The sequence below is a fragment of the Methylosinus sp. shoA genome (assembly GCF_059718125.1).
This window is the reverse complement of the sequence record NZ_AP046091.1, coordinates 3,976,381-3,998,088: the sequence shown is the minus strand read 5'-3', so window position 1 is coordinate 3,998,088 and position 21,708 is coordinate 3,976,381. Positions and strand designations below refer to the sequence as shown.

Genomic DNA, 21,708 nt, shown 5'->3' with positions numbered 1-21,708 from the left:
CCTCACGGCGAAAGCAGCTCGTGGACGCTGAACAGGCCCGCCTCGTCCGTCCATGCCCGCCGCGGCGACCAGCCGGCGGCGCGGGCTGTCTCGCGGAATTCGTCGACGGCGTATTTGTAGGAATTCTCCGTGTGGATGGCCTCGCCGCGGCGAAAGCGGAAGGCGTGGCCCGCGACCTCGGCCTCCTGGCGCCGGCGGCTCACGAGGCGCATTTCGATGCGCCCCTCGGCCTCGTCATAGATCGCCTGGTGGCAAAAGCCGTCGAGATCGAAACCACCGTCGAGTTCGCGATTGATGCGCGCCAATAAATTGAGGTTGAAGGCGGCGGTGACGCCGCGCGCGTCGTTGTAGGCGGCGAGGAGCCGGGCCGGGTCCTTCTTCAGATCGACGCCGATGACGAGCCGCCCGCCGGCGCCGAGCGCGAGACCGAGAGCGGCGAGCAGGCGGCCCGCCTCGGCCGGCGTGAAATTGCCGATCGTCGAGCCGGGGAAGAAGCCGACGACCCGGCGGCCGGCTATCTCGCGGGGGAGTACAAAAGGCGCGGCGAAATCGGCGACGATCGGCCGCACGCGGAGCTCGGGGAAGCGGCGCGCGAGCCGCGCGCGGGCCGCTTCCAGCGCTTCTGCGCAAATATCGATCGGCGCATAGGCGGCGAGGCGGCGGCAGCGCTCCAGCAGGATCTCGGTCTTGCGGCTGGAGCCCGAGCCGAATTCGACGAGCGTCGTGTCCTCTCCGGCGCCGTCGACGATCTCGGCTGCGTGAGCCTCGAGGATCGCGGTTTCGGCGCGGGTCGGATAATAATCGGGCAGGCGGGTGATCTCGTCGAACAGGCTGCTTCCCGCCGCGTCGTACAGGTAGCGGGAAGAGAGAGTCTTGCACGGTCGAGAAAGACCGTCGATCACATCAGCGGCGAAGCCGCTCGGCCGGGCGAAAGCGGCGCAGGCGAGGGCGTTTCTCATCGGCGCGTCTCCGCCGCGAGGCGCAGGCCGGAACATTGCCAGCGCTGGCGAGCGTAGAGGAAATTGCGATAGCTCGGCCGGATATGGCCCTGCGGCGTGAGGCAGGAGCCGCCGCGCAGCACATGCTGGTCGCACATGAACTTGCCATTGTATTCGCCGAGCGCGCCCGGCGAAGGCTCATAGCCGGGGTAGGGCAGGTGGGCGCTCGCCGTCCATTCCCACACGTCGCCGAACATTTGCCGCGGACGGCGGCGGAAAGGCTCGGCCGGCGCCAGCGGGCGCAGCGCGCCGCTCGCGAGCAGATTGCCCGAGAGCGGCGCGGCGGCCGCGGCGAATTCCCATTCGAATTCGGTCGGCAGGCGCTTGCCCGCCCAGCGGGCGAAGGCGTCGGCCTCGTAGAGGCTGACATGTGCGACCGGCGCGTCGGGCGCGAGCGGAGCGAGGCCTTCCAGCGTCATGGCCAGCCATTCGCCGTCGCGCCGCTCCCAATAGGCCGGCGCCCGCCAGCCCTCCCGCTGGACGGCGTCCCAGCCGTCGGAGAGCCAGAGCGTCGGCGTGAAGTAACCGCCGTCCTCGATGAATTCGAGCCATTCGGCATTGGCGACCGGCCGGTCGGCGAGGGCGAAAGGCGTGATCAGCGCGTCGTGCCGCGGCGTCTCGTTGTCGAAGGAAAAGCCCGGGCCGTGACGCCCGATGCGCGCCGCGCCGCCGGCGAAAGAGAGCCAGCGCGTCGGCTCCGGCGCACGCCCGGCGAGGCGCGGCCGAGCCGCGCGATAGGCCGGCCGCAGCGGATTGGCCGCAAACAGCGCTAGAATGTCGGTGAGCAGTAGCTCCTGATGCTGCTGCTCGTGGTGGACGCCGAGCTCGATCCGCCGCGCCACCTCCTCATCCGCTCCGCGCTCCAGCAGCGTCTGCAGCGCCGCGTCGACGTGGCGGCGGAACGCGAGCACGCGTTCGAGCGTAGGGCGGGTCAGCAGGCCGCGCTTCGGCCGCGGCTGACGCGCGCCCGCGGCCTCGTAATAAGAGTTGAAGCAATAGCCGAAAGCCGGATCGAACAGGCGGTAGCCGGGGAGAAAGGGGGAAAGGACGAAGGTCTCGAAGAACCAAGTCGTATGGGCGAGGTGCCATTTGGTCGGGCTCGCTTCCTCCATCGCCTGGGCGACCATGTCCTCCGGCTCCAGCGGCCAGGCGAGCTCGAGCGTCAAGTCGCGCGTCGCGACGAGATGCGCGAAAAGATCGTTCTCTGCGCGCCGCGTGTCCGGCGGCGGCAGAGCGAGAGCCGGATCGGCCATGGGGCGTCCTCGATCAGCGACGGCCGGGCGCCGTCGACGAGGGCGCATATAGGCGGACGCTGCTTCGCGGCAATCCGCATGTGCGGCGGCGCACAGAAGACGGGCGTGCTCCCGGCTAGGGTCCGAACGCTCGCCGATACGAGCGGGGAAACGCCAATTCAGGGAGCCGCCGCCATGATCGAGACCATCCGCCGCGCCATCGAGGACAAGGGCCGTTTGAGCGTCGCGAGCCTTCCGCTCGACGCCGACCTCTATGCGGCCGGGCTCTCGCCTTTCGCCGCCATTCAGGTGATGCTGGAGCTCGAGCGCCTGCTGGCCGTCGAATTCCCCAAGTCGATGCTCAACCGCCGCAGCATGGCGACGATCGGCGCCATCGCCTCCCTGCTCGACGCGCTGCGCGCGGACGCCGGCCGGCTACGGGCGGCGTGACATGAATCGAACCCGACCGCTCCCGTCATAGGTTAGCGCACGACGACGCGCGCGCCCTTGGCGACGCGCTGATAGAGATCGATCACATCCGCATTCAGCATGCGAATGCATCCCGAGGACACAGCATGGCCGATGCTCTCCGGCTCATTGGTGCCGTGGATGCGGAACAGAGTGTCCTTGGCGCCCTGGAACAGATAGAGCGCCCGCGCCCCCAGCGGATTGTCGAGCCCGCCGTCCATATGCGGCGGCAGGTCGGGGCGGCGCTCCAGCATTTCCGGCGGCGGCGTCCAGCCGGGCCAGAAGGCCTTGCGGCCGATCTGCGCCTCGCCCTTCCAGGCGAAACCGGTGCGGCCGACGCCGATCGCATATTCCACCGCCCGCCCGTCCTCGAGCGAAAGAAGCAGCCGGCGCGCGCGCGTGTCGATGGTCAGCGTGCCGGGCGTTTCGCCCGTGCGATCCGCGACGAAGCGGCGGCGCGTCCGGCGCATATCGACCTGATGGTCATAGTCGATCGGCGTCGAATAATCGGGATCGGCGTCGGGCGGCAGCGCCGCGACCTTGGCGCCCTTGTCGCGCGCCGCGCCGGATGGGGCCGGGCGGCGGTCGCGCTGGTCCTCGCGCCAGGGATCGCGGCCGCGCCGCGGGCGGGCGTCGTCCTCGCGGTCGTCGTCCCAGAGATCATAGGCGTCCCGTCGGCCGTTGGAGCCGTCGGGCCAATAGTAATATTGGCCGAGAGCCGGCGCTGCGGTCAGCGCCAGAGCGGCGAGGCCGAGGACGAAGCGGCGACGGAACGACATTTTTCTTCCTCCGACGAAAGACGCGATCTTTCTTCTACGACGAAGGCGGCGAAAAACCGACGGCCGCGCCAGCGCCGAGCGGACGGCGGCGAGAAGCGATCGCTTTTCCTGGAGAACTGGCCGATCTCTCCGAGCCATTTCTGCATCGGCCGCCGCCGGCCTATAATCTCCTCATGACTCACCCGTTCTTCTCGCTCCACAGCCATGGCTTCGTCCGCGTCGCGGTCGGCGGCCCGCGCACGCGAGTCGCGGATCCCGCGTTCAATATCGCGCGCACGATCGAGATGGCGCGCGAGGCGGATGCGCGAGGCGCCTCGATCGTGCTGTTTCCCGAGCTCGGAGTCAGCTCCTACGCGATCGACGACCTGTTGCATCAGGATGCGCTGCTCGCCGCCGTCGAGGGCGCGCTCGGCGAGCTTCTCGAGGCGAGCCGCGCGCTTCATCCGATTCTCGCGGTCGGCGCGCCATTGCGCTGGCGCGGCCGCCTCTATAATTGCGCCGTGCTGCTGCGCCGCGGCGAGATTCTCGCCGTCACGCCCAAAATCTATCTGCCCAATTATCGCGAATTTTACGAGAAGCGCCATTTCGCCTCCGGCGCTTTCGTCGCCGGCGAGGAGATCGAGGTCGCCGGGCGCGTCGCGCCCTTCGGCTCCGATGTGCTGCTCGAGGCGCGCGACTTTCCAGGTCTCGTCATCCATGCGGAAGTCTGCGAGGACGTCTGGGTCCCGATCCCGCCCTCGACGCGCGCCGCGCTCGCCGGGGCGACCGTGCTGCTCAATCTCTCGGCGAGCGACGCCATCGTCGGCAAATCCGATTATCGCGCGACGCTCTGCGCCGCCCATTCGGCGCGCTGCCTTTCCGCCTATCTCTATTCGGCGGCGGGACAGGGGGAATCGACCACCGATCTCGCCTGGGACGGCGAGGCGATGATCTACGAGAACGGCGCGCGCCTCGCCGGCGCCGAGCGGTTCGCCGAGACTCCGCAGCTCATTTTCGCCGATCTCGACATCGGCCGTCTCACGGCCGAGCGCATGCGGCAGGGCAGCTTCGGCGATTGCGCCGATATCGAAGCCGGCGCGACGCGCTTTCGCCGCGTGCGCTTCGATCTCGAGGCGCCGCGCGACAGGAACCTCGGGCTTATTCGCGACATTCCGCGCTTCCCCTTCGTTCCAGCGGACGAGGCGCGGCTGGCCGAGCTCTGCTTCGAAGCCTTCAACATCCAGTCGCACGGCCTGCGCCAGCGCCTGCAGGCTGCGAAGATCGACCGAATCGTGATCGGCGTCTCCGGGGGACTCGATTCCACTCATGCGCTGCTCGTCGCCGTCGCGGCCTTCGACGCACTCCGCCTGCCGCGCGCAAACATTCTCGCTTATACGCTGCCGGCCTTCGCGACTTCCGACCGCACCAAGGGCAACGCCTGGCGGTTGATGCGCGCGCTGGGCGTCACAGCGAACGAGATCGACATCGGCTCCGCCTGCCGGCAGATGCTGGAAGACATCGGCCATCCCGCCGCGCGCGGCGAAGCGCTCTACGACATCACATACGAAAATGTGCAGGCCGGCGCGCGCACGTCGCTTCTGTTCCGTCTCGCCAATCATCATGACGCCATCGTGCTCGGCACCGGCGATCTCTCCGAGATCGCGCTCGGCTGGTGCACCTATGGCGTCGGTGATCAGATGTCGCATTACAATGTCAACGCCTCCGTGCCGAAGACGCTGATCCAGCATCTCATCCGCTGGTGCGCGCGCGACGCGCATTTCGGCGCCGAGACTGCGCCCGTGCTGCGCGACATTCTCGACACGGAGATTTCGCCGGAGCTCGTGCCGGGCGAGACGACGCAGCGCACCGAGGACGTCGTCGGTCCTTACGCGCTGCAGGATTTCAACCTGTTCTACACGACGCGCTACGGCTTCTCGCCGTCGAAGACGGCCTTCCTGGCCTTTCACGCCTGGGGCGACGCGGGCGCCGGCCGCTGGCCGAGCGACATTCCGGAGGCGAAACGGCGCGCCTATGATCTCGGCGAGATCAAGCATTGGCTCGGCGTGTTCGCGCGGCGCTTTTTCGTGACGAGCCAGTTCAAGCGCACGGCTCTGCCCAATGGGCCGAAGGTCAGCTCCGGCGGCTCGCTGTCGCCGCGCGGCGACTGGCGCGCCCCGAGCGACGCGAACGCCAGCGCCTGGCTCATGGATTTGGACGAAATTCCCTGACCGGTTGGTCATTGCGAAGAGCGCGGCGGCGAAGCGTGCCGCCCGCGACTGAATTGCTTTGCTCTGCTCGTAATGACGGGCTTGGCGCGCGCGAGCCCAAAGGCTCGCCTCCCCAGACTTCGTATCCGTAGACGCAGAGCCGGCCGATGCCGACATCCTCGCCGGCGCTCGTTCCGCGTCGGCGAGGACCTTGTGGGGCGGGCTGCCGAACTCCTGCAGCCCTCGGATCGACGCTACGTCAAAGGTTCGCGAAAGCCGTGATCGCCGCGGCGGCGGCGGCGCAGGTCGCGACGATCGAAAGAATAGCCGTGATCGTGTTCATGAGCGCATTCCCCATTTTTCGTCGTTATGGGGGGCGAACGACCGCTCAGCGGACATCCGTCCCGGTCGACGCGCTCACTGTAGCACCCTTTCGTCGGCTTTGCGACATTTTGTCGCGGCGACGCACACGGTTGACGGTTTTTTTACAATTGCTCGGCTGCACAGCCCTTTGCGTGGCCTCGGCCGTCAGAATTTCTCGACCCACGGCCTCACCGCGACCTCGAAGGACCATGCGCTCCGCTTCTGGCGCAGCAGGTCGACATAGGCGTCGGCGATATCGTCCGGATGAAGCGTCGAATCGCCGGCGTCGCTCTGGCCGGCGGCGCGGATGACGCCATCGATGACGACATGGGCCACATGCACGCCCTTCGGCCCCAGCTCCCGCGCGGCGCTCTCGGCCAGCGCCCGAAGGGCGAATTTGCCCATGGCGAAAGGCGCCGAGATCGCATAGCCCTTGAGGCTCGCTGTCGCGCCGGTGAAGACGAGCGCTCCGCGGCCGCGCGGGGCGAGACGCTTCGCCGCCTCCCGCGCGGCGAGGAAGCCGCCGAAGGCGTTGGTCTCGAAAGACTGCCTCACGGCCTGAGGGTCGAGCTCGGCGAGCGGCCCGCGGATGCGCGCGCCGACATTGTAGACGACGACGTCGATTTCCCCCAGCCTGGCCTCGGCGGCCTCGAACAGCTTCGCGACCGAGGCGGGGTCGGTGGCGTCGGCGGCGAAGGCCTCGGCGCCGGTCTCGGCGGCGATCGCCGCGAGGCTCGGCGCGCTGCGGGCGGCGACGGCGACCTTCAGCCCGGCGGCGGAGAACCGCTGCGCCAGCGAGGCGCCGACGCCGGGGCCGGCGCCGATGACGAGGGCGGCGCGATAGGGAATGTCGTTCATTCTGTCCTCGGTCGGTCGTCGGCGGGCCAGCCTCAATCCGGCAGCGAGACGAAGCAGCGCAGCTCTATGCTCTCACGCGGGCGGGCGTCGCTCGGCGTCGCCGGATCGTCGAAGGCCGTGTGAGGCGAAAACTGCGCCACATCTTCACGCGAATCATAGCATTTCAACAGCAGGACCTCGCCTTTGCGCATGCGTGGATAATAGAACCAGCGCTGATCGGGCGAATAGCCGAGCGCGTAGGTTTCGCCCACCCGGTCGCGAAACACGAGATCGCAGGCGACGAGATCGTCCCGCCGCACGCTGCGCGCGTCGCAGACGGCGAGCGGCGCATCCTCGATCGGGCCGAACAGCGGGCGCCAGACATTGACGATGGCGAAGCGTCCGCGCGCGAAGGTCTCCGCCTCGGCTCCGAGGATCTCGCGCAGCCGTTTCGGGCCGGACGCCGCGGTCTGATCGACATGGACGCGGCCGACGGGCTCGCGCGGCGAGCCCTCGACCGAGCGGCGGAAGCTCAACGGCCCGGGCCGCCCGCGGCGCCGCAGCGTATGATCGAATATATGCGTCGCGCGGGCGCCGATCGCGCGTCTCAGCAGAGCTTCCGTCTCAGGATAATAGACCGCTCTGCGCTGGCGCTCGTCCCAGAAATCCTCGACCATCGTCGGCGCATCGACGAGTGCGAAGCCTTCGCGGTCGATCGAGGCGTCGAGGCCGGCGCGTCGCGCGTCGACGATCCGCGCGCGGCGCGGCTCGTATTCCCCGCTCTGCCGCGGCGTTCCCGGCGGCGGCTCGAAAGTGTAGGAGACGGGCTTGCTGTCCGTCGGCTTCAGGAAGAAGAGATCGGCGAAGGTCGCCGCGCCGTCGCGCGTCTCGCCGAACCGGGTCGCGTCCATCGCGTCGGGCTCCGCCTGCACGACGCGCCAGCGCGCCGCCGTCGCCGAAATCTACCATTCGTATAGAAAGTTTCAATGTGGACGCTCGCCGAACATTTGCCGCTCGGATCGGCGAGAACCATGCGCCATGAGACGCATGCTTGCAGGCCATCGACGCGGGAGAGAGAAATCATGACCTCGACGAATGCGCCCGAGATCGCGCCGCCTGCGCCCCTCGGCTCCGGCCGGGAGGCGCGAGCACGAGAGCAATACGGCCGCCTGTTCGCGCAGCTGAAGACTCTCGCCGTCGTCGGCGTCGCGATCGAATTTGCCGGGATCACGGTCCTTTCGCTCCTCCCCGGCGCGGACCGTCCGCACGCCCTCCACTCCGGGCAGCTGGAGCATGCGCTCGCCTATGGGATCGCCGGCGCGACGATCGCGGTCGCCTTTCGCACGACGCGCATGCGTCTGCTGATGGCGCTTCCTTTCGCGTTCGGGGCCGGGGCGTTCGAACTCTTGCAGAATTTCGTCCCGGATCGGGGACCACGGCTGATCGACAGCCTGGCGAGTGTGACGGGCCTCGGCGCGGGGCTCGCGGTCGGCGCCGCCGGCGTGGCCCTGCTCGCAGGCGTGGCGCGTCGCCGCGGGTTCAGGTTTCGTCCGTAGAAACGCGGTTGCGTCCGCCTGATTTCGATACGTAGAGCTTGGCGTCCGCGCGCTCGATGAGGCCGGCCGAGCTTTCGCCGAGACGCAGCCGCGCGACGCCGAAGGAGGCGGTGATGCGGCCGATCGGCGGCCCGCCCTTGATCGCCCATTTCTTGGTCTCGAACTCGCTTCTGATGCGCTCGGCCAGAAGCCGCGCCTGTGCGACGCTCGTCGCGGGCAGGATGATCGCGAACTCCTCCCCGCCATAGCGGGCCACCGTATCCTTCTCCTCGACATGGCCAGACATGGTGCGGGCGAAATTCTTCAGCACCTCGTCGCCGATCAGATGGCCATGCGTGTCGTTGATCTTCTTGAAATGGTCGATGTCGGCCATGATCAGGCTGAGTTCGCCGTCATTGGCGGCGGCCTCCCGCACCTCCCGGTCGAGCGTCGTGTCGAAATAGCGCCGCGTGTAGACTTGCGTGAGAGCGTCGCGAACGTTGAGCTCCTGCGTTTCCGCCAGCGTCGCGCGCAGCTCGTCGATCTGACGGCGCGAGTCGTCGAGGATGCGCGCATATTCCTCGGTCTCGCGCAGCATCTTCTGATTTTCAGCGATGAGCAGGATGATGGCGGCGCGGACCTGGTCCGGGCTCGCCGCCGGGGAGACGATCTCGTTATGCCCTTTGCGCAGGGCCGCGGAATAGGTCTGGTTGCTCTCGAGATGGGCGCGCACCAGCGTCAGGATCGTGTCGAGTTCGCTGTCGAGCTGCTTGCGCGCAGAGAGGATCCGACCCATGTCGGCGCCGTCCCCCGAAACGTCCGAGGCGCGTCTGAATATTTCGATGAGGCGCGGCGCGCTCAGCGCCAGACCGACGAAGCCGAAGGAGGCGAGGGCGAGATTGCGGGCGAGGGCCAGCGGCTCATGGACGATCCGCAGCACTTCGCCGGACGGCGAGACGGCGGTGCTCTCCCAGGATTCGAACGACCACGACCACAGGGCGGAGACGTCGGGGGGAGCGAAGAATCCGACCCGGCTCGCAATGAGGCCGCCGGCCAGCGCGAGGGCGGCGGCCGCGCCGAACCAAGCCGCGAGTGTCGAATTCAGCCTCATCTTTCGTCTCATCGTTCGAGCGCGCGAGGGGCGTCCCGCAAGAATCCAATCGCCTCCGCGCGCCGCGAGACCGCGGCCCGCGCCGTTTCGACGAAAAATCGAATCGAACGGCGAGCGCCGACGTATTTTCCCCTACACCGCGCTCGCGTCCATCCCGTTACGAATAAAATTCTCGATATGCTCGTCTCACGGGGCGGTTGCGCCGCGCCGGCCCCTCTTTCGCGATGCGGCCGCTCGCGCGTTAGACGCCGCGGCCGTTCTCGTCCATCGCGACGCAGCGGGCGTCTGAGAAGGCTTTGATCGCGAGGCCGCAGACGGCGATGATCGCGAGGATGGCGATGGCGGCGTCGAGGCTCGGCACGCCCTGGTCCGCCGTCGCGTCGATTCCCAGTGAGTGGGCCGCGAAGGCCCAGACCACCATCAGAATTCGAAATTCGGTCGCGCCGACGCCGATATAGGCCATCTGCTGAACATGGCGCGCGACCGCGCGGATATAGGTGTAGGCCGAAAACAACAGATAGCAGATCAGGACGATGAAGGCCGATTCGATGGTGAGGAACGGCGACAGGCCGAAGGCGACGATGATCAGGATCTGCGAGAACAGATCGTAGGTGTGCTCGACGAGGCCGAGCCGTGGACGCGCCTCGCCTCGATGGAGCGCGAGCGGGCCGTCCAGCGCGATGCCGAACCAGTTCAGGAAGACGCCGACGGGCACGAGCGGCAGCCACAGCAGGGACCATCGGCAGCCGATCAGCGCCGCGGCGGCGACGGCGGCGCCGAAGAGGCCGAGCTTCGTCAAAAAAAGCGGCGTGATCCGCGCGGGCATTTCGGCGATGATCGTTCGCACGAGCTTTTGCTCGCCAGACGCGAGAAAGCTCTGGTGATGCCGCGATCGGTTCCCAGCGGTCGTCATTTCAAGAGAAGCTCCGGTTGCTCTCGCCTCGGGAGTTTTAGAGCCCGCCGCGCTCTATTTTGACTCAGGTCGGCCCGATGGCGCAAGCCTCGCCATGCAGTCTCGCCGCACGAGTCGCGACGACGGCGGCGTTAACCATCGGTGCGGCAATTCCGTCACGTCGGCGGAATTATTTCGGCGGCGTCCCTCGCATGGCCTTGCCTTTGCCGTGTTCTATGCCTCAGTTTGTGTCCGACATGGGCGGCCGGCGGTTCGCACCGGCGCGTCCTGGCAAGGTCGAGGCTGCAGTGGATTCGAAGCGATTTCTGTTGGTTGTGACGTTTTTGGGCGTAGCGCTCCTGTCGGGGTGCTCGCTACTTCCGGGGAGCGGTCCGTCGGGCGATTCGATGGCGGAGGCGGGGACGGCGGCCGTTCCCGCCTTTGTCGGGGTGGAGATCGACGCATTCTCCCTCGACGTGCTGGCGCGGCGGCGCGAACCGTCGCTGCGGGGCTCCTTCGGCGATCATCGGCCGCCGGCGACGCAGCCGATCGGGGTCGGCGACGCGCTGCAGATCACGGTGTGGGAGGCGGCTGGGGGCGGGCTGTTCTCCTCGGGCGGGGGCGACCGCACGAGCCCCGGGTCGCGCTCGGCGACCATTCCCGAGCAGACGGTGGGGCGCGACGGCTCGGTGACGGTGCCCTATGCGGGGCGCATCCAGGTGGCGGGCCGCAGCCAGCAGGAGGTGGAGGCGGTCATCGTGGAGCGTCTGCGCGGCAAGGCGATCGAGCCGCAGGCGCTGGTGACAGTGACGCACAACATCAGCAATATGGCGACGGTGACCGGCGAGGTCGGGCAGGGGGCGCGGGTTCCGCTGACTTTGCGGGGCGACCGTGTGATGGATGTGATCGCGTCGGCGGGAGGGTTCCGCACGCCGATCCACGAGACTTTCGTGAGCCTGACGCGGGGCGACCGGACGGCGCGCGTTCCGCTCGGGGCGCTGCTGGCGACGCCGCGCGAGAACATCTATGTGCGGCCGGGCGATGTGGTGACGGTGGAGCACACGCCGCAGACCTTCACGGTGGCGGGCGCGACGGGGTCGAATTCGGTCCTCGAGTTCGGGGCGCGCAGCCTCACGCTGGAGGAGGCGATCGGCAAGGCCGGGGGGATCGAGGACCAGCGGGCCGATCCGTCCGGGCTCTATGTGCTGCGGTATGAGCCGAGCGCGATCGTCGCGGAATTCCCGGCGGCGGCGCCGGAACTGGCGTCGCGGCCGCAGGTTCCGGTGGCCTATCACCTGGACATGCGGGACCCGCAGGCGCTGTTCGCGGCGCGGCGGTTCGCGATGCGCGACAAGGATATTCTGTTCGTTTCGAACGCGGCGCTGACGGAGGCGACGAAGGTGCTTCGGCTGGTGTCGCTGCTGACGCAGCCTGCGATCCAGGGGTTCACGGTCCAGTCGCGGATCAGATGAGGCCGAAAACAGGCGCGGGGGCGGCGATAATCGGTTGACGGGGCGGGGCGACGCAGGCAAGCTGAAGGTCGCCGGATGTTGCGGCGCCGCAAGCGGAAAGGCGATCGACGGAGATCGCGGGATGCGGGGCCTGGCGGCCGGCGGCGTGGACTGTGAGGATCGGGTTCGGGTTTTTCCGAGTTCGGCGCCGATGAGGCGCGCGGATCGCTTGGCGTCGCGAGGCGCGGGGCGCCTCAACTACTCGAGGGGGCTTCTTGGCGGACCGATTGAACACGAGCGTGCTTGCGGCTTTCGAGCAGCGGCTATTGGGCGCGATCGTGTCGCGCCTTCCGGTATCGGTGACGCCGGACCATCTGACGGCGGTCGGGCTCCTTGGAGCGGGGGTGACGGCGGCGGGGTTTCTGCTGTGCCATTGGTCGGGGTGGTTCCTGGCGGCGGTGGTGGCGGGCCTGGCGGCGAACTGGTTCGGCGATTCGCTGGACGGGACGCTGGCGCGGCACCGTTCGATCGAGCGGCCGCGCTACGGCTTCCTGCTGGATCATTCGAGCGATCTGATCGCGCAGAGCCTGATCGTGGTGGGGCTCGGGGCGTCGCCCTATTTCACGATGCCGTCGGCGCTGTTCGTGCTGTCGCTTTATTTGTTGATGAGCTCCTACACCTATCTTCGGGTTGCGACGGAGGGGGTGCATCGTCTGTCCTATGGCGGGATGGGGGCGACGGAGTTCCGGCTGCTGGTCGCGGCCTGGGCGGTGATCGCGCATTGGGCGGGTCCCGGTCTGATCGAGGCGCGGGTCTTGCGGTTCGCCTGGATCGATGTGACGGTCGGGGGGCTTTCTGCGCTGGCCTTCGCTCTGTTCGTTATGATGGTTCGGCGCGATCTGGCGCAGATGGACGCGGAGGACGACCGGGAGGCGGCTCCGAGCGCGACGATCCACCGGCTCGCCGCGCGCCGGCGCGAGACGGCCGAGCCTCAGGCCCTGCCGCCCCCGCCCGAGCCCGCCCCTCAGCTCCAGGGCGTCTCACTGAGGTAGACGCCACGACGCAGCGGCGCGCACGCGGCCTGTTCCGGAGGCTCCTTGTTTTTTCGATTTCGAGCGCCAGTTCGTCGGCTGAAGGGCTGGCGCGGCGGGCGTCGCCCAGGAGAGCATTCACGGCGTTTTCGGCATGAGAAGCGACAGTCGCGACATCGCCCTCGTGACGGGCGCGAGCGGGTTCATCGGCGGCGCCGTCGCCTCTCTGCTTCTCGAGCAGGGCTTTGCGGTGCGCGCGCTCGTCCGGCGCAGCAGCCCGAAAACCAACCTGCGTCCGCAGTTCGAGGTCGTCGAAGGCGATGTGACCGATCGCGACAGCGTGCGGGAGGCAATGGCGGGGGCGTGCTGCGTTTTCCATGTCGCGGCCGATTATCGGCTATGGGCCAGGGACCCGCAGACGATCCTGCGCACCAATGTGGACGGGACGCGTCTCGTGATGGAGGAGGCGCTCCGCGCCGGCGTGGAGCGCATCGTGCATACGAGCAGCGTCGCGACGCTGGCGCCGGACGCCAGCGGACTTTGCGACGAGACGCGCCGGCTCGCCTGCGACGCGCGGCTCGGACCCTATAAGCGCAGCAAGCTGCTTTCCGAGCGCTTGGTGGAGGAGATGATCGAGCGGGACAAGCTCCCGGCCATCATCGTCAACCCCTCTGCTCCGCTCGGCCCGGGCGACGTGCGGCCCACGCCGACCGGCCGCATCGTTTTGGAGGCGATGCGCGGCAATATGCCCGCCTATGTCGACACCGGCCTCGCCGTGGTCCATGTGGCCGACGTCGCCGCCGGGCATCTCGCCGCTCTGCGCCGCGGCCGCGTCGGCGAGCGCTATATTCTCGGCGGCGACAATCTCGCGCTCTCGACCCTGCTCGCCGAGGTCGCCCGCCTCTCCGGCCGCCGGCCGCCTCGGGTGAGATTGCCGCGCTGGCCCTTGCTCCCGCTCGCCCACGCCAATGAGGCGCTCGCCCGCGTCACCGGGCGTGAGCCCTTCCTCAATGTCGAGAGCCTGCGCCTCTCGGCGACGACCATGTTCTTCGATCACGGCAAGGCCGAGCGCGAGCTCGGCTATCGCCCGCGCCCCTATGGCCAGGCGCTCGCCGACGCTGTCGACTGGTTCCGCGCGCGCACGAAGACGGAGCCGCGCGTGCTCGGCGAGGCGCGCGGCGCGCCGGACGGCGTTCTGCGCGATTAGATCGGCGCGAGCGCGGCTGCGCCCTTGCGCGAAGCGCGGCGAAAAGGCAATTCTCGCGGGAACTCATCCTCGGCTAGAGAGCGATCATGTTTCTCGTTCGGAGCGCGCGGCGCGTTCCGCCCGCGGCGGCGGTTCGCGCTTGCGTTCTCGTCACCGCCGCCGCATGGCCCACGGCCGCCTTCTCGCAGGCGTCGCCCGGCTTCACTCTATGCGTCGCGCCGCAGCCCCCGGCCTGCGCCCTCGCCGTCAAAGCGGTCGCGTCCTGCGACGGCGAGATGGAGGCCTATGTCGGTTCGGTGTTCCGCTATCGCGAATGTCTCGCGCATGAGAGCGAGCGCGCGGTGGCGCAGTCGAACGAGGTGATCGACGGCTGGCGCTGCAAGCGCTTCGGCGAGCGATGCCGGCGATGACCACTGCATCGGCGCGGCGCAAGGTCGTCTATGATGTGACGCGCCTCGTCACGCGCGCCCTGAACCGCACGCCCAATGGCATCGACCGGGTCGATTTCGCCCTGGCGCGCCATTTTCTCGGCGCGCAGCACGGTGGAAATGTCGCGCTCGCCTGCGCCGCGCTCGGGCCGCGGCTCGCCTGCGCCCCCGACGCCTTTCGCACGCTCGTCGACATAGAGACCTATTGGAACGAGTTCATCGAGCCGACCGCCGACCCGGTGTTCGAGGCGCTGATCCGCGCCTTCGACGCGCCGCCTTCGAAAGGCGGGGCGGCGCGGGTGAAACGCTCGGGGCTCGACGTGATGGCGGAAAATTGGCGCGCCATGCGCCGCTGGGCCTTTCGCCTCGGCCGCGCCACACAGGAGGCGCCGGAGGGCGCCGTCTATGTGAACGCCAGCCAATTTCCGCTCGACAAGGATTGGCATATCCGCTGGCTCGGGCGGCGGCCGGATGTGAGGCCCGTCTTCTTCGTCCATGATCTGCTGCCGCTCGACGCGCCGGAATTTTTCCGGCCGGCGGAGCAGGGCAAGCATCTTCGCGCCATGCGCAATATCGTGCGGCTCGCGGCCGGCGTGATCGTCGGCTCGGAGGCGGTGGCGCGGCGCGTGCGCGCCTTCGCGGCGCAGGAAGGCCGGGCGGATCTGCCCCTCCGCCTCGCCGGCCTGCCGGTCGCCGAGGTGTTTGTGGACGGCCCGCCCGCCGATCCGCGCCTTTGTGGCCGCGACTATTTCGTCGCCTGCGGGACGATCGAGCCGCGCAAGAACCATATGACGCTGCTCGCCGTCTGGCGCGATCTCGCCGAGCGCCTCGGCCCCGCGACGCCGAAGCTCGTGCTGGTCGGCAAGCGCGGCTGGCACAATGAGAATGTGCTCGATCTCCTGGAGCGCTGCGCGGCGCTGCGCCCCCATGTGATCGAAGCCTCCGGCCTCTCGACGCCCGCCCTGCGGAGCCTCCTGGCCGGCGCCCGCGCGGCGCTCGCCGCCTCCTTCGGCGAGGGCTTCGGCCTGCCGGTCGCCGAGGCGGCCGCCTGCGGCGCGCCGATCATCGCGGCCGACATCGAGACGTTTCGGGAGATCGCCGCCGATTCGCTGGACTATGTCGATCCGCTGGACGGCCTCGGCTGGCGCGACGCTGTTCTCGCTTATTGCGAGCCGGGGTCGCGCCGGCGCGCGGCGGCGGTGCGGAGCCTCGCGGCGTTTCCGCGGCGGGAGGCGGCGCATTTCTTTGAAACGATCGACGATTTCATCGGCGATCTTTGAGGCTTCGGCGAGCGCCCGCGACCCGTCCTTGCCCGGCCGGCGTCGGTCGCCTATCAAGACCGGCGATCGATCCGATCGGCGAAACGGAGAGGCGCGGGAATGACGAACCCATCAAATCTGCCGAAATGGAGACGGGTCGTCGTCAAGCTCTCGGGCGAGGCGTTGATGGGCGATGCTCCGCACGGCCTGCATGCGCCGACACTGGAGCGCATCGCCGCCGATCTCGCCGCCTCGGCCGAGCTCGGGACGCAGATCGCCGTCGTCGTCGGCGGCGGCAATTTCTTCCGCGGCATTCTGGGCGCGGACAAGGGGATCGAGCGAGCGCGCGCCGATTCGATCGGCATGCTGGCGACCGTCATGAACGGCCTCGCGCTGGAGCAGGCGATCGAAGCCCGAGGCCGGCAGGCGCGCTGCCTCTCGGCCGTGCCCATGCCGTCGCTGTGCGAATCCTTCTCGCGCCGCGCGGCGCTGCATCATCTCGCCAAGGGGCGGGTGGTGATCGCCGCTGGCGGCACGGGCCTGCCCTTCTTCACCACCGACACGCCGGCCGTGGTGCGCGCGGCGGAGCTCTCGGCCGACGCCGTGCTGAAGGCGACGCAGGTCGACGGCGTCTATACCGCCGACCCCAAGCGCGATCCCGACGCCCGCCGCTACGAGACGCTCACCCACGACGAGGCGATCGCGAAAAATCTCGCGGTGATGGACACGGCCGCCTTCGCGCTCGCCCGCGAGAACAAGATCCCGATCGTGGTCTTCTCGATCGCCGCCGACGGGGCGATCCGCGCCATTCTGGAGGGCCGGGGCCACGGGACTTACGTCTTGCCCTAAAGCGCGCGCCGCCGCGCGGCGACGGCGTTCCATCGTCGTCCCGAAGTCTTCAGTTCCGGCCATTCAAAAACAGCGAGCCGGTAAGAAGCCTGCGCCTCGAGGAAGCAGGCTTCTTACCGGCTCGAAAAATCTAACCGGCCCGTCGTGAGGCCGGCTCGCGCCGAGATATTAAATCTCGGCGGACTCGTAGCTGGTGATTTCCATGCCGACGCAGACTTCGACGATCACCGGGGCGGTCCAGGCCATGTCATTTCCTCCATTTGAAGAATTCGTCCCTTCGGGACGCTGCCTCATCCTGCTTCTCTCGGTGTTTCCGCATGAGGCGGCAGGTTTGAGCTGGGCCGAGAAGTAGCATGAAGGCCCTTTTCGCGCAATTCGGCATTTTGAGACACGCCTACGTCAAATTTTCCCGTTTGGAACCGCAAAGCTCGGAAACGTCGTGAGAGCGCCCCCGCAAGCCCGCGCTTTCAGGCCGCACGATGGGCAAATTTCCGTGCTGCGCGATGGGATTCTGGAGCGGTGGAGGCGATCGAAGGACGCGGCTCGCGCGCCGTGCGAGCGACGCATCGGATCCGTGGCGGCCGTCAGGCCGGGACCAGAATCTCGCCCTTGCCATAGACCGCCGTGTCGCCGGCGTAGCGCTGCAGCCGGCGGGAGAGCAGGCGCGAGGCCCCGCGGCTTTCCGCGGCGAGCGACTTGGCGAAGAGCCTGGCGAAGCCGAAATGATACGCGCCGCAGTCGACATAGGTCGGGCCGAGCGCGCGTGATTCGGCCATTACGATCGAGGCGCGCTTGTTGAGATAGCCGACCCGCTCGCCCGCCTGGCCGAGCACGATGATCGTGCCGGCGATGGCTCTGGAGCCGAGATCGTCCCCCGCGTCGCCTTCGACGATGATGATTCCGCGGCGCAGCCGGTCCCCCGCGCGCGCGCCGACGCTGCCGCGCACGATGACGCGTCCGCCGGACATTCCGGGAATTTCGCCCGCGAGCGGCGCGCCGAGAAAATCCCCCGCGTCGCCGTAAATGTCGATATGCGCGCCCGAGGATTGCGAGGCGGCGTAGGGGCCGGCGTCTCCCGCCACCGTGATGACGCCGCCCTTGGCGCCGCGGCCGAGCTGCGCGCCGACATCGCCTTCCACGTGAATCTCGAAGCCCGGCAGGAGCTTCGCGCCGAGAAGGTCGAATCGGTCGGAGCCGCCGTCGAAGCGCACCGAGGTCGCCTCGCCGAGCTTCACCTTGAACAGATCGCCGACCTTGACGGGCGTGCGCGTCGTGCCGAGGGAAATCTCCTCGATCTCCTTGGCCGTGCGGCGCACGAGACGGTCCGGCGTGAGGCCGGAGAGGTCGAGCCGCTGGCCGGGCTCGGCTTTCAGCGTGAAGAGAAGCGGCTTCACTTACACGAGATCCTTCAGATGATAGTGGAAGGGGCCGAGTTTCCCGCCATAATTGCCGGCGCCGACGCGCTTGGCGCCGGTCTTCGAGCCGAGCGCGATGATCGCCTTCAGCCCGGCGCGCATCGCCGCCGAGACGGCCTCCGTCGTGAGGCCGTCGATGACGATCTCCAGCACGCAGCCGATATCGGCGTCGAGCGCGCTGTTGGTCGCGCCGCGCAAGGTGGGACAGTAGGCGTCATTGGTCGAGGCGCCCATGCCCTTGTATTTCGAGCCGACCTTGGAGCCGGAGCGCACCACGCCGCCGGGGAAAGGGGCGATGGCGTCGGGCGTCGCATGGACGGCTTCGACCGCCGCTTCGGTCGCGCGCATGGTGCTCGCCCAGTCTTCGCCCATCACGAGAAGATTGCCGCCGCCGACCGATTTCTTGGTGAGGCCGACCTGCGATTCGACCAGGAATTCGCCGTCCATCACCGGCACGCGCCAATAGCGGCGCCCGTCGATCGCCTTGGACGTCTGCCATTTGTCGCCGAATTGGCGCATCGAATCGCCGACTTTTATCTTCGCCTCGCCGTCGAAGGCGGAGAAAACGGCGCTGCCGGGGCAGGTCAGCACGCATTGGCCGATGCGATTGACCAGCGCCTTCTCGACGCTCTTCGGCGAGAAGCCGAACAGCAGCACGCGCACGCCGGGACGTCCGTCCGGCGTGTCGCGGCCCGCCAATTCGCAGTCTATGCCGGCCTCGCAGTCGCAGCCGATGACCGAAGTGGCGTATCCGGTCATGGTGGTCGCGGCCTGCAGCGCCCATTTGCGGGTCGGCGCCGTGATCACGACGCCGGAGCCGGTCATCGGGAAAGCCTCGGCGAAGCTCTCGTCGATGCGGATACCCTTGCGGATCAGCTGCGGCATGGGACCTCCGCGAAGCCGGCCGTCGCGGGAAGCGCGGCGTCCTGCACTTCGAACAGAGAGCGCGGCAGGCCGTAGAGTCCGTCGTAATATTTGTCGAGGCGGCTGTTGATCGCCCGGTCGTAGTCCGGCCGCACGCGCAGCGTCCTCCCCTTGGTGTAATGCGAGACCTTGCCGTCGCGCACGACGAGATTGCCGTCCTTGAAGACGTAAGCTGCATTGCGGAACATGGCGGCCTTGTCGGTCTGCGGCTTGTAGACCGCGATATCGGCGACCGAGCCCGGCGCCAATTGGCCGCGGTCCTCGAAGCCATAGAGCCGGCGCGGCGCGGCGCGCGTCATGGTCGCGATCTCGTAGAAGGAATATTCGCGCTTGATCGACGGCAGATTGGTGAGCTCCAGCACCTCGGCCGGCAGGCGCGAGCAATATTGCGCTCTGCGGTCGGCGCTCATCAGCAGCGCGAACACCTCCGGATAAGTGGTGAAGGGCGCGCCGTTCGGATGATCGGTGGTGAAGAACACCTGCATCGGATCATTGCAGAGCAGGAACAGCTCGAGGCCCGCCGCCCATTGCACCGCATTGAAGAAGTCCGACACGCGATAGGCATAGGGCACGACGCCGAGGCCGTTCGAATCGCCGTCGAAGATGACGCCCTTCTTCGGCCGTCCGCCGGGCAGGCTGTTGAACTGCTTCATCACATCGGAGGAGATCGTCACGATCTCCGCGAACATCACCTGGCCGACGTCGACGGTGACATTCTTGTTGGCGTTGATCTTCTCGGCGAATTGCGCCGCCGCCGAGGAGAAGCCGTTCTTGCCCTCCGTGCCGTAAGCATAGAACTGCACATGGGCGAGATGCAGCGGCAGGCCCTGCGAGGCGTCGATCGTCGAAAGCGCCGTCTCGACATTGCCGGGCAGGCCGAGATTGTTCATGTGCAGATGCAGCGGATGGCGGATCTTGGTGGCGTGCACCGCCTGCTGCAGCTTCTGGAAAATCTGGCGAGACGAGAGGCCGTATTCCGGCACGACGTCGTCGAGCGAGAAATGCCGGATGTTCTGCTTGAAGGCGTCGACGCCGCCGGCGTTGACGCATTTGACGCCGATCGCCCGCGTCGCCTCCAATGTTGCTCCGATGTAATCGACGACCGAATCCTGGCTCGCCCCGTCGCGGAAAGCCGAGAGCAGAAAGTCCTCGTTTCCGAGCACCGTCAAGAAACCCTTGTCGATGATCGGGATATCGGCGAGCTCGAGGTGGGCGTGCAGCGCGTGATGGGGCGACACCGCCGGCTCGATGACCGTGGTGTAGCCCATTTGCGCATAGAGGCGGCCGGTCTCGAAGGTCGACCAGCCGGCCGTCGACAGCGGCGTGTCGGCGGGGCGCGGGCGATGGCCGCGATGCGCCTCGGGCAGCAGCAGCCGCGCCGTGTTCACGCCGCCGCCGGCGATGTGGGAGTGGATGTCGATCGCGCCGGCCATCACCACATGGCCGGAGACGTCGTGCTCGACATCCGGCGTGCGGCCCTCCGGCGGCGCGACGATGCGGCCGTCCTCGAAGAAGAGATCGCCCACGGCGTCGACGCCGTTGACGGGATCGACGACATGGCCGCCGCGAAGCGAGATCAGCACGGCAGGTCCTCCGAAAATTTTGCGCTGATGGCGGCGATCGCCTCCGCGACGCTCGGCAGCTCGGCCGGGGCGCTCGCCCGCCGCAGCACCATCGAGCTCGTCTCCTGCGCGAACTCCACCGCGTCATAGTTCTCGCCGGGCTTGCCGACGGCGATGAAGAGCCCGCGCTTTGTCGCTGCGCCCGGCGGCCCGAGCGTGACGAGCGGTATGTCCACGCTCTTCCAGGGCGGCGGTTCGCCGTCATAGGCGGATATCCACAAGGCCGCGTCGGCCTCGCCGCTCTCGACGAGACGAGCGGCCTCGAAGCGCCAGGTGTCGTGCTCCGGATAGCCGCGGCCGAAGCCGGTGCGAGGCGGAAAGCCGGTCATCCAGGCGGAGGTCTGCAGCACGCCGGTGGCGCCGGCGCGGCCGCCGATCGGCACGCCGGTGAAGCGCGTCGTCGCGTTGAGCTCGGCGATTAGGCCCTGCAGCATTTCGACGACGAGCGGATCGAGTCCCGCGGAAGCCCAGACCGCGACGCCGAAACGGGCCGCCTTCAGCGTCTCAGCGGTTGCGTCCAGCTTCTTGAGCGCGGCGGCGCCGACCGCGACGGGCCGGCCGCCGACGCGAGCGCGCAACGCGCCGAGCACGCCCGGCAGCTCCTGTTCCGTCGCCGCGACCGTCTCGACGTCGACGCCCTCGGGCTTGGCCTCGTTGCGCTTCGGCCCGATCCACAGCGCCTTGCGCGGGGTGCGGCCGCCGTGGACGGTCTCCTTGTCCAGCGCCAGGCGCTCGAAGATCGCCGGCCAATAGGAGGGGAGGCCCGGGCCGACCAGCAGCACCACATCGGCGCGCACGCGGGCCTCGTTGGGCGTCGTCACGAAGACGCCGGCGGAGCGCAGCACCTCGAGATCGGTCAGCGAATCGCGCGACGCGAGATGGTCGAAGGCGCCGCGCAGCCGCTCGGCCAGCAGAATCGCCGCCTGCGCCCCGGCGACATCGGCGCCGAGCCCGGCCACCAGGGGAAAATTCGCCCCCTGCAGAATTTTCGCGGCTTGTTCGTAGGCGTCTTCGGAAGAAATGGATTTGCCGTCGAGCGTCGCGTTGCTCATTGCCTCAACCGATGTTTCCACCCGCGCGCGGGTTTGCGCCCGCGCCTTTTTTGTCCGCCCGGGGCGCGC

The 21,708-nt window shown here is 68.3% G+C and carries 21 protein-coding genes; 9 read left to right on the top strand and 12 right to left on the bottom strand.

What is annotated here, in order from left to right:
• Positions 1-2 precede the first annotated feature (2 nt).
• Both egtD and egtB read right to left on the bottom strand, forming a co-directional pair.
• Entirely contained in the window at positions 3-959 is a 957-nt protein-coding gene (gene egtD / locus AC6IW9_RS18670) for an L-histidine N(alpha)-methyltransferase (RefSeq protein WP_497766010.1), read from the bottom strand.
• Entirely contained in the window at positions 956-2,251 is a 1,296-nt protein-coding gene (egtB, locus tag AC6IW9_RS18665; RefSeq protein ID WP_497766007.1) for an ergothioneine biosynthesis protein EgtB, read from the bottom strand. The genes egtD and egtB overlap by 4 nt, the downstream gene beginning before the upstream one ends.
• A 174-nt stretch (positions 2,252-2,425) precedes the next feature.
• Between egtB and AC6IW9_RS18660 the strand changes: the two genes are divergently transcribed.
• Positions 2,426-2,680 (top strand): phosphopantetheine-binding protein, encoded by a 255-nt coding sequence (locus AC6IW9_RS18660; RefSeq protein WP_497766004.1) that lies wholly within the window; start codon positions 2,426-2,428, stop codon positions 2,678-2,680.
• Positions 2,681-2,712: 32 nt separating this feature from the next.
• On the opposite strand, the gene AC6IW9_RS18655 is transcribed toward AC6IW9_RS18660, so the two are convergent.
• Positions 2,713-3,477: a L,D-transpeptidase gene (locus tag AC6IW9_RS18655; RefSeq protein WP_497766001.1), complete on the bottom strand. Its 765-nt coding sequence runs from the start codon at positions 3,475-3,477 to the stop codon at positions 2,713-2,715.
• A 173-nt stretch (positions 3,478-3,650) separates the two neighbouring features.
• Here AC6IW9_RS18655 and AC6IW9_RS18650 point away from each other — a divergent pair, with 173 nt between their 5' ends.
• Positions 3,651-5,684: an NAD(+) synthase gene (locus AC6IW9_RS18650; protein WP_497765998.1), complete on the top strand. Its 2,034-nt coding sequence runs from the start codon at positions 3,651-3,653 to the stop codon at positions 5,682-5,684.
• A gap of 507 nt (positions 5,685-6,191) precedes the next feature.
• On the opposite strand, the gene AC6IW9_RS18645 is transcribed toward AC6IW9_RS18650, so the two are convergent.
• Positions 6,192-6,884 carry an SDR family NAD(P)-dependent oxidoreductase gene (locus tag AC6IW9_RS18645; protein ID WP_497765996.1) on the bottom strand — a complete coding sequence of 231 codons (693 nt, stop codon included), beginning with the start codon at positions 6,882-6,884 and terminating at the stop codon, positions 6,192-6,194.
• 32 nt (positions 6,885-6,916) lie between these two features.
• Entirely contained in the window at positions 6,917-7,774 is an 858-nt protein-coding gene (locus tag AC6IW9_RS18640; protein ID WP_497765994.1) for a CmcJ/NvfI family oxidoreductase, read from the bottom strand.
• Positions 7,775-7,945: 171 nt separating this feature from the next.
• Between AC6IW9_RS18640 and AC6IW9_RS18635 the strand changes: the two genes are divergently transcribed.
• Positions 7,946-8,419 carry a VanZ family protein gene (locus AC6IW9_RS18635; protein ID WP_497765992.1) on the top strand — a complete coding sequence of 158 codons (474 nt, stop codon included), beginning with the start codon at positions 7,946-7,948 and terminating at the stop codon, positions 8,417-8,419.
• Here AC6IW9_RS18635 and AC6IW9_RS18630 read toward each other — a convergent pair.
• Together AC6IW9_RS18630 and AC6IW9_RS18625 are read right to left on the bottom strand one after the other, a co-directional pair.
• A complete protein-coding gene (locus AC6IW9_RS18630; RefSeq protein WP_497765989.1) occupies positions 8,403-9,509 on the bottom strand; it encodes a GGDEF domain-containing protein in 1,107 nt (368 codons plus the stop codon). The two genes, AC6IW9_RS18635 and AC6IW9_RS18630, sit on opposite strands and share 17 nt — an antisense overlap.
• A 241-nt stretch (positions 9,510-9,750) precedes the next feature.
• Positions 9,751-10,356 (bottom strand): CDP-alcohol phosphatidyltransferase family protein, encoded by a 606-nt coding sequence (locus AC6IW9_RS18625; protein WP_497765987.1) that lies wholly within the window; start codon positions 10,354-10,356, stop codon positions 9,751-9,753.
• 452 nt (positions 10,357-10,808) lie between these two features.
• Between AC6IW9_RS18625 and AC6IW9_RS18620 the strand changes: the two genes are divergently transcribed.
• The 6 genes from AC6IW9_RS18620 (at position 10,809) to pyrH (ending at position 16,626) form a co-directional block, all read left to right on the top strand.
• Positions 10,809-11,873 carry a polysaccharide biosynthesis/export family protein gene (locus tag AC6IW9_RS18620; RefSeq protein WP_497765984.1) on the top strand — a complete coding sequence of 355 codons (1,065 nt, stop codon included), beginning with the start codon at positions 10,809-10,811 and terminating at the stop codon, positions 11,871-11,873.
• Between the two features lie 254 nt (positions 11,874-12,127).
• Positions 12,128-12,904 carry a CDP-alcohol phosphatidyltransferase family protein gene (locus AC6IW9_RS18615; RefSeq protein ID WP_497765981.1) on the top strand — a complete coding sequence of 259 codons (777 nt, stop codon included), beginning with the start codon at positions 12,128-12,130 and terminating at the stop codon, positions 12,902-12,904.
• A 133-nt stretch (positions 12,905-13,037) separates the two neighbouring features.
• The gene (gene hpnA, locus AC6IW9_RS18610) at positions 13,038-14,090 is read left to right on the top strand and encodes a hopanoid-associated sugar epimerase (protein WP_497765978.1); all 1,053 of its coding nucleotides are present in this window, start codon (positions 13,038-13,040) and stop codon (positions 14,088-14,090) included.
• Positions 14,091-14,176: 86 nt separating this feature from the next.
• Positions 14,177-14,500 carry a hypothetical protein gene (locus AC6IW9_RS18605; protein ID WP_497765975.1) on the top strand — a complete coding sequence of 108 codons (324 nt, stop codon included), beginning with the start codon at positions 14,177-14,179 and terminating at the stop codon, positions 14,498-14,500.
• Positions 14,497-15,798: a glycosyltransferase family 4 protein gene (locus tag AC6IW9_RS18600; protein WP_497765972.1), complete on the top strand. Its 1,302-nt coding sequence runs from the start codon at positions 14,497-14,499 to the stop codon at positions 15,796-15,798. The genes AC6IW9_RS18605 and AC6IW9_RS18600 overlap by 4 nt, the downstream gene beginning before the upstream one ends.
• A 99-nt stretch (positions 15,799-15,897) precedes the next feature.
• Entirely contained in the window at positions 15,898-16,626 is a 729-nt protein-coding gene (gene pyrH, locus AC6IW9_RS18595; protein WP_497765969.1) for a UMP kinase, read from the top strand.
• A 168-nt stretch (positions 16,627-16,794) separates the two neighbouring features.
• Here pyrH and pqqA read toward each other — a convergent pair whose 3' ends face one another.
• The 5 genes from pqqA to AC6IW9_RS18570 form a co-directional block, all read right to left on the bottom strand.
• Positions 16,795-16,872 (bottom strand): pyrroloquinoline quinone precursor peptide PqqA, encoded by a 78-nt coding sequence (pqqA, locus tag AC6IW9_RS18590; RefSeq protein ID WP_099831855.1) that lies wholly within the window; start codon positions 16,870-16,872, stop codon positions 16,795-16,797.
• Positions 16,873-17,210: 338 nt separating this feature from the next.
• Entirely contained in the window at positions 17,211-18,020 is an 810-nt protein-coding gene (locus AC6IW9_RS18585) for a formylmethanofuran dehydrogenase subunit C (protein WP_497765968.1), read from the bottom strand.
• Complete coding sequence (gene fhcD, locus AC6IW9_RS18580; RefSeq protein WP_497765967.1) at positions 18,021-18,926, bottom strand: formylmethanofuran--tetrahydromethanopterin N-formyltransferase; 906 nt, start codon at positions 18,924-18,926, stop codon at positions 18,021-18,023.
• Positions 18,914-20,548, bottom strand: a complete 1,635-nt coding sequence (locus AC6IW9_RS18575; RefSeq protein ID WP_497765965.1) for a formylmethanofuran dehydrogenase subunit A — start codon at positions 20,546-20,548, stop codon at positions 18,914-18,916. The genes fhcD and AC6IW9_RS18575 overlap by 13 nt, the downstream gene beginning before the upstream one ends.
• A complete protein-coding gene (locus AC6IW9_RS18570) occupies positions 20,542-21,639 on the bottom strand; it encodes a formylmethanofuran dehydrogenase (RefSeq protein ID WP_497765962.1) in 1,098 nt (365 codons plus the stop codon). Before AC6IW9_RS18570 ends, AC6IW9_RS18575 begins: the two co-directional genes overlap by 7 nt.
• Between the last annotated feature and the right edge of the window lie 69 nt (positions 21,640-21,708).